Genomic DNA, 10,777 nt, shown 5'->3' on the forward strand with positions numbered 1-10,777 from the left:
CCGACCAACCCCGAATGCTTTCGGGGCTGCTCTACCCCTGAGCTACGCTGCCGTCTTTAAATAATGCCAAATCTATCTTTCCAAGCCCAGGTCGCCGACCAACCCCGAATGCTTTCGGGGCTGCTCTACCCCTGAGCTACGCTGCCGTCTTTAAATAATGCCAAATCTATCTTTCCAAGCCCAGGTCGCCGACCAACCCCGAATGCTTTCGGGGCTGCTCTACCCCTGAGCTACGCTGCCGTCAGCGGGAACAAAAGAGAATGGCCGAATCCGGTGATTATTCAATTCGGAAAATTAGGTCAGGCCTGAGGATCTTTCAGACCACCCAGCTTCTTTTCCAGTGCCTGCAGGCGCTTGTAAAGTTCAGGCAACCTCGCCGTAAGAGCCTCGATCTTCATCGCTTCCGCCATGGGCCGGGCCGGGCCACCCCGATACACTCCGGGTTTTGTGATATCCTTGCTCGCGGCGCTCCATGCCGTCAAGGTCACGTTGTCCGCCACCTTCACATGCCCAACCGTGGCCGACTGCCCGGCGACAACAACATTGTTGCCCAGCGTTGAGCTGCCGGAAATACCGCATTGGGCAACAATGATCGAATTCTTTCCAATCACCACGTTGTGCGCGATCATCACCAGGTTGTCGATTTTTGTTCCCTGCTGGATCCAGGTTTTATCAAAGCGCCCCCGGTCGATGGTGGTGTTGGAACCGATCTCCACATCATCGTCGATCTGCACATAACCCACCTGCGGGATTTTTTTATGCACTCCATTTTGGAATTCGTAACCGAAACCGTCTGAGCCGAGCACAACACCTGGATGCACAGTCACCCGTTTCCCAATCACCGTGCGCTCGCGGATGACCACATTCGGGTGGATGAAGGTGTCCTCGCCGATTTTTGATTCATGTCCGATATACGTCCCGGCGCCAATATGAACGCGGTCGCCCACACTCACACCGGCTTCGATCACCGCATGCGGGCCGATGTACACGCCCTTTCCCACCTGCGCTTTTGGATCAAGCACGGCCGTGGGATGAATCCCGGCCCGCCACTCCAGCGGCGGCGGCTGAAACAGGGCCGCCACCTTGGCAAAGGCTGCCGACGGGTTGGAAACTTTTATAAGGTCCGCGGCCAGTTCATACTGCTTGCCGCCCTCGACGAGAATCGCCCCTGCCCGGCTTTCTTTCGCAGTCGGCAGGTAGCGGGGGTTGCCTAAAAAGGATATTTGATCGGGCGTGGCACGCCCCAAATCATTGATTCCGCGGATCTCCCGGTCAGGATTGCCTGACAGCTCTCCTCCGACCAAGGCCGCGATGTCCGCCAAGCGCCGGCTCATTTCAAACACCCTTAGGGCGTTTTGTTGTCTTTCGCAGCGGGAGCAGAAGCGGGCTGTTTGTCTTTATTGCTGTTCAACTGCTTGGTAATTTCAGCGGAAATGTCGGTCATGCCTTCCTGATAAACAATCGTGGAAGTACCGTTCAAGGTCATGCCGGATTTGTCCAAAACCATGTTGTATTTCCCCTTGCTGAAATCCTCAATCGCCTTGCTGATTTCATCGACGATCTGTTTGCGCTGGCGCATCTGGGTGTCCTGAATGATCTTGCCCGCGTTTTGATCGTAGCTGGAAATTTCCTGTTCCCGTGTCCTGGCGTCGTTGATCTTTTCGTTCAGTTTTTGATCTTTATCCTTTTTTGCGGCGTCGCTGAGCGTGGGATCTTTCATGCCGTCTTTCAGGGCATTGATCTGGTCCACAAGCTTCCGATAATCCGACAGGCGGTCTTCGCGTTCCTTTTTGAAGCTGGCAATCTGGTCCTGGATGCGTTTTTCAGCTTCCTGGGTTTTGTAGTAGTCCTTGAATATTGCCTGCATGTCCACGACAGCAATCTTCAACTGGGCATGGGCCGGCACCGTGAAGGCGCTGATACAGAAAAGGGCAATGGCAATGATTTTTTTCATAAAGGGGAGAGTGTAACTAGAATTGATAGCCCACGTCAAAGTCGAACTTTACGTCGCCCACTTTTCCGCTGGTACCATCCGCCTTGATCGGGAAGCCGATATCAAGGCGAAGCGGGCCTATGGGAAGATTCAGGCGAAGCCCGAATCCTGTGCCGACATTCAGATTATTGACCGAATAATCAAACACACCTGGATTATCAAAACCGCCGTCCACAAAAACAGCACCTCGCACCCGGCTCATGATCGGGTAGGTCAGCTCCACATTGCCGTAGGCCATGGTGTTGCCGCCGATGGGCTCGCCATTGCTGTCACGCGGCCCGATGGATCGAAAATCGAACCCGCGCACACTGCGTGAACCGCCGATAAAATACCGGTCGAACAGCGGCACCCTCGGCGCGTTGTCATAACTGTCAACCACGCCCGTTGCGCCGCCTGTGGAAAGAATCAAATCATAGGGCAAAAGGAAATATTTGGCGCCATCCACTTGCAATTTCCAGATTTTGGTGTCGCCCAGAAGCGGGCCGCCCGCGCCTTCGGCGGTAAATTCCACCTTTTCGCCTTTTCGCGACAGTGTAAGCGAATCTCTTGAATCATAGGTCAACGTGGCATCGATCGAACTCTTGGAACGCATGCCCGCTTCCTGCTGAATAGCCTGGGACGCATTTTGATCCACATCGTGGATGCCGATTTCCTGGGCCGTGTAGCTCAGCCCGGCACGCCAGAATTGATTCAGCGCCTTGCCCAAACGGATGGTGGCACCATAGCGTTCAACATTATACTCCTGGCTCAGGTATTGGGAGTCATTGTAAAACAGGTCAAATCCAAAGGACAACTGCCGGTCCAGGAACCACGGCTCGGTCCAACTGATAATAAAATCCCGGCGCTGCAAACCATACTGCAGGCGCGTGCGGAATTTTTGCCCGCCTCCCGTGAATGTCGGCGGATTCGCCAGGTCAAAGTTGCCCTGGCTCAGCTCCACAAAGCCCAGAAGGCTGTCCACCGTGCTGAATCCCACCCCGAAGGTGACGGAGCCGGTGCGCTGTTCCTCAACGGTAACCAGCATGTCCTTGCGGTTTGGCACTGCGGTGTCTTCGGCCGAAATATCCACTTTTGAGAAGTAGCCGAGATTTTCCAGCCGCTTTTTGCTGGCGTCCGCCTTGACGCTGTCATAAACCTCACCAGGAGCAAGAGCCAATTCGCGGCGGAGCACCTTGTCCTTTGTGCGATTGTTCCCTTGCACGATGATTTTTTCAACAAAGGACTGGCCTGCCTCATCCAGCTTGTAAACCAGATCCATCTTGCCGCTCTCAATGTTCGGCTGCCGCTGCGGCTGGACATTCGCGTCAATGTAGCCCTTTTCCCCGTAAAGATCCTTGATGGCTTTTACATCATCATCCAAGCCCTGTGGTGAAAAGATTCCGGTTTCCTGCATCTTCATCCGAGCCAGTATCTGTTCGCGCGTGTAAAGCTTGTTGCCGTCAAAATTGATTTTTCCGACATGGTATTGGATGCCTTCAAAAATCGTGATCTTGATGTCGATCACCTCCGGTTCGGGATACGTATAGGCGATATCCTGAATCTGCATGTCGATATAGCCATGCTTCTGGTAATACTCCCTGAGCTTTTTCTGGTCTTCCTTGAACTGGTCTTCCTTTAACAGGCCGGATTTGTCGAAAAACGAAATCCAGTCTTTTTTCTTGGTCTTAAAGAGCTTTCGGAGCTCCGCCTGCTCGAATACTTTCACCCCTTCAAAGGTGACATTACGCACCCAGGCCTTGGAACCTTCCCGGATGGTGTACTTGACCACTGCACGGCCCGCCTGCTCGTTCACATCAATCTTGTATTCCACCTGGGCCTGATGAAAACCTTTCCCGCGGTAGTAATCCAAAACCTTGCGCGAATCCTCCGCGACCTTTTGCTCGCTCAGCGGATCCCCAGCCTTGCTCTTCATCTCCTTGCGGACGCGCGATTCCTTGATTTCCTTGGCGCCGACAATTTCAATATCGCGGACAATCGGTTTGGGCTGGACCACAACCACAACCTTCACGCCATCGGCCATCGGTTCATCGTAAATGCGGAGATTGACAAAAAGCCCGGTGGCATAAAGATTCCGCACATCCTCTTCCACGGCGGGCAGCGAATAAGGCTGGCCGATGGTGGTGCGCATATTGGATAAAACAACACTGCGATCCACCGAACGCGGGCCCGCATATTCGATTTCAATGTCTTTGACGATCGGCCCTTGCGTCACTGTGGAGTCGGTGGCGGCAGGCGGCTTGACCAGTGTTTTTCCCTCGGGGGTTTTGTCCTGGGCGAAGGCCTGCGTCGAAATTATATTTAAGGATAGGAGAGCGAGGCAGCTGATGGCGGCCATAACACACCCTTGCAAGGGCGGCCTTTGGATCGAGTAGCTCATCCTAAAATAACCCATTTTCCTTGTTTAACCTCAGACACTTAGGTTTTTACGAATAATTGCGTATAAAGTATCTGATTAGGCGAAAAATGAAGTAAGTACTGCGGGTCGTCAAGCCTATTATCGTACCCTTTAAACCCGCTTACCCATTTCATGGAAATTACGTCGCCGATTTCGGCTTTCGGGGCTTTTTGCTCTTGGGCGCTTCTTCAGCCGCCACCTTATCCTTGGCAATCCCCTCCAGAACCACCTTGAACTTGCCCTGGACATTCATCGGCAGGTGAGCCTGCACCTCGTACTCGCCCAGACCCCTGAGAGGTTTGGGCAAAACCAGCTTTTTGCGGTCGATTTTGTGCCCGAGAACCTCGAGACGGGCGGCAATATCATGCGTGGTAATCGAGCCGAAGACTTTTTCAGAACCCGCCGTTTCGACCTGAAACGTAATGGTCACCTTGTTCAGCGCGGTGGCCAGTTCCTCCGCCGCATTCAATTCCTGCGCTTCCCGCTCGGCGCGGCGGCGCTTGAGATCTTCCATCATCTTCTTGGAACCAGCGTTGGCCGGGGCGGCCAGATCGCGGGGCAACAAAAAATTGCGGGCATATCCGGGCTTCACCTTCACAAGATCCGCTTCGGCGCCCAGTCCGGCGACGGGCTTTTTCAGAATCACTTCAACTGCCATAACATTAATCTCCAATAATTTGACTTCCGCTTTAAAACGTCCCGGCTCCTGGCCAGGAAGTTCGACTATAGGCGGGCCGATTATAAGCGCAATGCCATTTTTCGGCTGGCCGAAATCGCATAGCTTGTACAGCGTACTCCTCGCGAGGCCTTTTGTGTCCATGTCCGCAAACAACCCGCCTCTTAAACCTATGACCAGTGAACCCATCTCCACCACACATTTGCTGGACCGCCTAAAATGGCGCTATTCCTGCAGAAAATACGACACCACCCGCACCATTCCCGAACCGGTCTGGTCGGCCTTGGAGGAAGCGCTGGTGCTGACCCCATCATCCTACGGCATCCAACCCTGGAAATTCCTCGTCGTCACCGACCGCGAGTTGCGCAAGAAACTCTATCCTTTTTCTCATAACCAACAACCGGTGCTGGACGCCTCCCATCTTGTCATCTTTACCGCGCGCGAATCCATCCTGCCCGAGGATATTGAAGCCTGGTGCCGGCGGGTGCGGGAGTTGCATCACTCGTCGCCTGAAGATTTTGCCGGCATGCGTCAGGCCCTGATCGATGAAATCATCCACGGCCCGAACCGCCACCGCCTCTTCGAATGGGCGTCCGAACAGGCGCATATCGCCCTGGGCAATTTCCTCACCAGTTGCGCACTGCTGGGCATTGACGCCTCGCCCATGGGAGGAATCAAGCCGCACGAATTTGACGAGTTTTTCGGGTTTCGCGCCCAACGTCTCCGCACCGTGGTGCTTTGCGCCGCAGGCTACCGGCATCCCGATCAAAAGGGAACCGGAGGTAGAAAAACCCGCTTCGAGAAGTCAACGGTCATTGAATATCGGCCGTGATGCGGCAGAGGACCCAGCCTTGTTGCGCGAAATAACGGCCTTTCTTCCGTCCTGCAAAACGATGTCCGTCACATAACCTTCCTGAACCTCGATGCCGTCCATGTTGGCATCCCCCACCGTGACGTCAAACTTGCCCGGCGCCATGCTGTTCAGCAATAAAATGCCGTCGTCTTTGATACGAGTCTGGCCGAACGAAAGTGGGGCCGCGGGATTCATCCAACTCGCGCGAACCCCGGTCTTCGGCTTGCCTTCCGCATTCAAAACGCTGATTTTCATCTTCCCGGCGTGAAGAAGAACAAAGTGGAAATGGTCTGCCTCCCGCGTGTCGATAATCTGATAGTAACTCGCCCAACCTTCACACTGAACACGCAAAGCCACCTCGCCTGCGGGCAACACCAGATCCATGAATTTTTGGTCGCTGAAGTTGTAGGGGCCGAGGCGCTGGCGCCGCAGCGCGTTTCCCTCGTCATCAATTTGCGCAAAAGCCGGCCAGGCTTCGTAAGCAACCTTGCCCAGATCCTGCATATCCGGACCGCTGGCTGTCACTCTCACCTTCTTCGAAGGCGCCGATTTGAGGACGATATTTTTGCCGCTTTGTCCGGGAGCGAAATTGTAGCGTAGAAAGGTCCACGCAGTATTGGGGCCGCGAACCACAAGTGCTTTGCCCGCATTCTGGTAACGCGCATCGGTGATCGAAAAGCTTCCATCTGCCGCCACCGGCGTCCATTGGTATGCGTCGTCGTGGTTCCATTGGATTCCCACGAGGGACACCAATCCAATCTCCACCCCTTTCATTGATTCCGGTCCCAGCACCTTGCCTGAGAATGTCCGCGGCTTGTTGTCAAACATATGAGGGAAAAGAAACGCAACGAAATAGTCCATCATCTTGCCCGAGAAAATCCTCGGCATGTTGCTATTGTTCTCAACAAGATCGAGCTGTTCCCGGGCAGGCGCGGGCTTCTTCTTGAGATCCGGATCGTGTGGCGAGGAGTAACCCCATCCGCTCCAGGCAACCTTTGGTATCTCCGCCCGGTAAATGAGGGTGTGATCTCTTCCGGTGGATTCGGGTTCTGAAGCAAAGCCAACAGAGATGGCAAACAACAGACCGGCGGCAATTTGGGGGAATATCATGGCATTGTGTCTGTTCGACTAAGCGCCTCGGAAGCAACCTTGTCAACTGCTGCCATTCGGAAATTTGCTTTCCGCTGCCGGATATTTTGCCATGCTGGCCCCGATATTTAAAAATCATGATCACGAGTTATGCGCTTGTCGTTCTGGGCGGCGGAATCGGGGCCGGCCTGCGCTTTGCCCTGTCCTCCTATATCGCGGTCCGCTACGGGGAGTCGTTCCCCCTCGGCACCCTGGTCATCAATGTGACCGGTTCCTTTGTCATCGGCCTGCTTGCCTCTCTCAGCGATGTCGAGGGCCGGATGCTGCTCAGCCCCTATGCGCGCGAATTCCTCATGATCGGCGTGCTGGGCGGTTACACCACCTTTTCCTCATTCAGCCTGCAAACCCTGAACCTCGCGCGCGACGGCGAATGGCTCTATGCGGGGCTCAATGCCATGCTTTCGCTCGCGCTTTGCCTGGCGGCCGTCTGGCTGGGGCATGTGCTGGCGCAATTGATCAATAACTGGAGATAACCATGGACATTCCCGAAGAAGCGATGTTGTTGCGGATTTTTATCGGCGAAAGCGACCATTGGAAACACAAGCCGCTTTACGAAGCCATTGTCCTGAAGGCGCGTGAAATGCGCCTGGCAGGCGCCACCGTCTTGCGCGGGCCCATGGGCTTCGGCAAAACAAGCCGCCTGCACACCGCCAAAATCCTCCAGCTTTCCATGGACCTGCCGGTGGTGATCGAAATTGTGGACAGCGAGGAAAAAATCCAGTCCTTCCTGCCGCTGATCAAAGACATGCTGCAGGGCGGGCTTGTCACGCTGGAAAAGGTCCGCGTACTCCACTATGATGGCCTGCAACGTGACGGCACCCAGCGGGAAAGCGCCTGACCTCGCAGCTAAAACACAGATTTACAGGAAGCTCGCAAAGCGCGAAGAAAGCATAAAATTAAAATACAAGCCGCCTCCATCCCCCTGACAAGGGGAAGAAAAGGGGTTTTTGTTTGCCGCAAAAAGGCTGAAATTCACCCTATGCCAGTCCTCCTCGATAATATCACAAAATACTGCGACAAACTGCTGAACCACGCCGGGATTGCCGATTATCCCGGCGCCATGAACGGATTGCAATTGCAGAACAATGGCCGGATCAGCCGCATCGCGGCCGCCGTGGATGCCAATCTCCCGGTTGTCCGCAACGCAGTGGCCCGGGGCGCCGATCTTTTGATCGTGCATCATGGCATCGGCTGGTCCCCGCTTTGCCCGGTTACGGGAGGCAAACATGAACTTTTAAAAACCTGCCTCGCCAACAACCTGGCGATCTACAGCTCGCACCTGCCGCTGGACGCCCACCCGAAACTGGGGAACAACATTTTGCTGGCGCAAGCCCTCAGGCTCGGCTCTGGCAAACCCTTCTTTCTTGAAAAAGGAACCGCGCTGGGAAGAAAAATCGCCGCGCGCATCAGACGTGACGAGCTTGGAAAAAGGTTATCGCAAGCACTGGGACAGGCGCCCCTGTTGATTCCCGCGGGACCTTCTGCCTGCCGCAGCGTCGGCATTGTCACCGGCGGGGCCGGCAACGAACTGGCACGAGCTGTGTCGGAAGGCATCGACACCTTCATTACCGGCGAAGGGTCCCACTGGACGTTTTCCCTGGCGCATGAACTGGGGGTGAACGTTTTCTACGGGGGCCATTACCTGACCGAAACCTTCGGGGTCAAGGCGCTGGCCTCGCATCTTGCAACAAAATACAAACTGCCGTGGCAGTTTATTGATGTACCCAGCGGACTATAGCCCGCATGCGGGTACTCCTCTGTTTTTGCCCGGCCATTAGGCGGAATTCCTAACGCGTTCCTCTTAACAAACTTTCCCAACTGCATCGGAGCGCGCAGCGTACCCGTACCACAATGTCAAAACCGGGGTTGGCGGTGCCCGCCTCAATGCGTTGGACATACCGCCGGTCGATCTCCGCGCGCTCCGCCAAATCCTCCTGTGTCAGATTCCTTCGTTGCCGGATGCGGCAGACGTTGCGGCCTAAAATGACACGGGGCGTCAATTTCACGCCCGGAAGGATGTGATAAATCCAGAAATTTTAGAGCGGACGGATTGTCGCTTTTTTTATTTTTTTGTTTGCCAATAGGTTTATTAACAGCTTGAATCCTTGGAAGGCACCGAACTCTTGGTTTCTAATTTCAGTCCTCTGATGAAAATGCCCTGCTCAAAGCTTTTATGCATCCATGTGACGGCTGTTTTCTTTGCCTTCCTCTGTGTCGGCAATCTGTTTTCCCAGCAGGTTGCTCCCGTTAAAGTTGAAACCCCGGCAATCAATTTCCAGGTGCTCGGATCGCAAAGGGTAAAAGTTGGCTTGCATTCGGTCATTTACAACCAGGTAGCGCCGCCAGTATTTCCGGCCCCTGCGGTTCAAGTGCAGCCTGCTCCAACACCTCAATACCAGCAATGGCTCCAGGCCAGGCAGCAAAAAGCCTTCAAGTTCATCATGATCGGGGCGACTGTCCATGATCATCAGATGACCGATCTGCGCTGGTTCGACGGGGATCAATGGGTCCGGGCGTTGAGCAATTTCGATTTCAATTATCTGACAGACACCCTGGAATTTGAGAGCGACAACACGATTTACGAATTTTTCCTGATAACCGCTGACATGGCATCGGATTATTTGGCCAACGACAATCACAATCAAACGCTCCAGTGGCTGGCACAGGCGCGCCGCCAGCTTCCATCCAATGGCATTGGATACTGGATCGTTGACGGGAATGCGGTGAACAATCCTGCCACAGTGGCCGGCTTGGACGATCTGCACGCTTATTTCAATGCGAACAAGGATCAACTGGTTAGTGATTACCAGAAGCGGACGGCGGACTGGGAAAGGCAGGAGCGTTGGAATAAGGCGCATCCGCCGGTGCGGCAGGACACGGTGATCAATTTCTGGCCTGTAAAAAGCAGCGTTTACAAGAAAAGCTCAAATCAATGAAATGCGGTTTCTTGATTTGCTTTTTGGCGCTGGCTGGATTTGTGCAGGCACAAAGTCCAAACGATCCGAATGAAGGCACAACGCTGACGCCTGACAGTTCTTCAGGAACTTATCTGTTTTCATGGTGGGGACACGCGGGGAGGACTTATTTTATTCAACAATCCGAAGACCTCCAAACCTGGAGTTACGTGCCCATCATTGAAACAGGCGCGGATCAAACCATTCAGTGGGGCTTCAGTTCCAGCGCAGACAAACTTTTTCTGCGGGTCAAATACACAGACGTTGCAACCAGCGACCCCTTTAACGACGATTTCGACGGTGACGGGGTGAGCAACTGGGATGAGTTACAGCAGGGCAGCGACCCAAACAACTATTACAGTCAACCTGGCGCGAACGGCCCGGTCACCATACTGCCCGCCCTCAACATCCTTTCCGGCAACAATCAGACAAGTGATCCTGTAACCTTTGCAGCCAATCCTTTGCTTATCCAAGTGACCGACAGCGCAACAGGCCTGCCGCTCTCCAATGCGCCGCTGACCTTCAGCGTCAGCCAGGGCGGAGGCACGCTCACAACCGCCAACACGCCCGTCGCCCAGCAATACGACAGCCTGCAAATGCGGACTGACAACGATGGCTATGCTGTTGTTTATCAAGGGACAACTGCAGCTGTTTATTATTTGCAACCTGCGGGAGAAGGAATAACCAGCCAGATCACCGCCACGGCGGGGACTGCGTTTCCCGCTCAATTTACCGTTACCACAAATTATATGAGCGC

12 protein-coding genes are annotated in these 10,777 nt (G+C 54.3%); 6 read left to right on the forward strand and 6 right to left on the reverse strand.

The genetic code is table 11. The annotated features are described in order from the left end of the window. Nucleotides 1–299: 299 nt before the first annotated feature. The 4 genes from lpxD to rplI form a co-directional block, all read right to left on the reverse strand. Nucleotides 300–1,334: a UDP-3-O-(3-hydroxymyristoyl)glucosamine N-acyltransferase gene (gene lpxD / locus PHD76_13625; GenBank protein MDD5262879.1), complete on the reverse strand. Its 1,035-nt coding sequence runs from the start codon at nt 1,332–1,334 to the stop codon at nt 300–302. Between the two features lie 11 nt (nt 1,335–1,345). Further along, nucleotides 1,346–1,954, reverse strand: a complete 609-nt coding sequence (locus PHD76_13630; GenBank protein MDD5262880.1) for an OmpH family outer membrane protein — start codon at nt 1,952–1,954, stop codon at nt 1,346–1,348. Nucleotides 1,955–1,970: 16 nt separating this feature from the next. Next, nucleotides 1,971–4,328, reverse strand: a complete 2,358-nt coding sequence (gene bamA, locus PHD76_13635; protein MDD5262881.1) for an outer membrane protein assembly factor BamA — start codon at nt 4,326–4,328, stop codon at nt 1,971–1,973. Nucleotides 4,329–4,527: 199 nt separating this feature from the next. Beyond that, nucleotides 4,528–5,208, reverse strand: a complete 681-nt coding sequence (rplI, locus tag PHD76_13640) for a 50S ribosomal protein L9 (protein ID MDD5262882.1) — start codon at nt 5,206–5,208, stop codon at nt 4,528–4,530. A gap of 28 nt (nt 5,209–5,236) precedes the next feature. Between rplI and PHD76_13645 the strand changes: the two genes are divergently transcribed. Beyond that, entirely contained in the window at nt 5,237–5,896 is a 660-nt protein-coding gene (locus PHD76_13645) for an NAD(P)H-dependent oxidoreductase (GenBank protein MDD5262883.1), read from the forward strand. Here PHD76_13645 and PHD76_13650 read toward each other — a convergent pair. Beyond that, nucleotides 5,870–7,027, reverse strand: coding sequence for a hypothetical protein (locus PHD76_13650; GenBank protein MDD5262884.1), 1,158 nt, complete (start codon nt 7,025–7,027; stop codon nt 5,870–5,872). The two genes, PHD76_13645 and PHD76_13650, sit on opposite strands and share 27 nt — an antisense overlap. 116 nt (nt 7,028–7,143) lie before the next feature. Between PHD76_13650 and crcB the strand changes: the two genes are divergently transcribed. The 3 genes from crcB to PHD76_13665 all read left to right on the forward strand — a co-directional run bounded on the left by crcB (nt 7,144) and on the right by PHD76_13665 (nt 8,804). Then, a complete protein-coding gene (gene crcB, locus PHD76_13655) occupies nt 7,144–7,539 on the forward strand; it encodes a fluoride efflux transporter CrcB (protein MDD5262885.1) in 396 nt (131 codons plus the stop codon). Between the two features lie 2 nt (nt 7,540–7,541). Further along, nucleotides 7,542–7,904 carry a DUF190 domain-containing protein gene (locus tag PHD76_13660; GenBank protein MDD5262886.1) on the forward strand — a complete coding sequence of 121 codons (363 nt, stop codon included), beginning with the start codon at nt 7,542–7,544 and terminating at the stop codon, nt 7,902–7,904. A 141-nt stretch (nt 7,905–8,045) separates the two neighbouring features. Continuing rightward, nucleotides 8,046–8,804, forward strand: a complete 759-nt coding sequence (locus tag PHD76_13665) for a Nif3-like dinuclear metal center hexameric protein (GenBank protein ID MDD5262887.1) — start codon at nt 8,046–8,048, stop codon at nt 8,802–8,804. Nucleotides 8,805–8,853: 49 nt separating this feature from the next. Here PHD76_13665 and PHD76_13670 read toward each other — a convergent pair whose 3' ends face one another. Next, nucleotides 8,854–9,072, reverse strand: coding sequence for a helix-turn-helix transcriptional regulator (locus tag PHD76_13670; GenBank protein ID MDD5262888.1), 219 nt, complete (start codon nt 9,070–9,072; stop codon nt 8,854–8,856). A gap of 147 nt (nt 9,073–9,219) precedes the next feature. Between PHD76_13670 and PHD76_13675 the strand changes: the two genes are divergently transcribed. Together PHD76_13675 and PHD76_13680 are read left to right on the forward strand one after the other, a co-directional pair. Then, nucleotides 9,220–10,002, forward strand: a complete 783-nt coding sequence (locus PHD76_13675; protein MDD5262889.1) for a hypothetical protein — start codon at nt 9,220–9,222, stop codon at nt 10,000–10,002. Between the two features lie 11 nt (nt 10,003–10,013). Further along, nucleotides 10,014–10,777 (forward strand): hypothetical protein (locus PHD76_13680; protein ID MDD5262890.1); only part of this gene is annotated, 764 nt, incomplete at its 3' end.

The organism is Candidatus Methylacidiphilales bacterium (assembly GCA_028713655.1).
Classification (GTDB): domain Bacteria; phylum Verrucomicrobiota; class Verrucomicrobiia; order Methylacidiphilales; family JAAUTS01; genus JAQTNW01.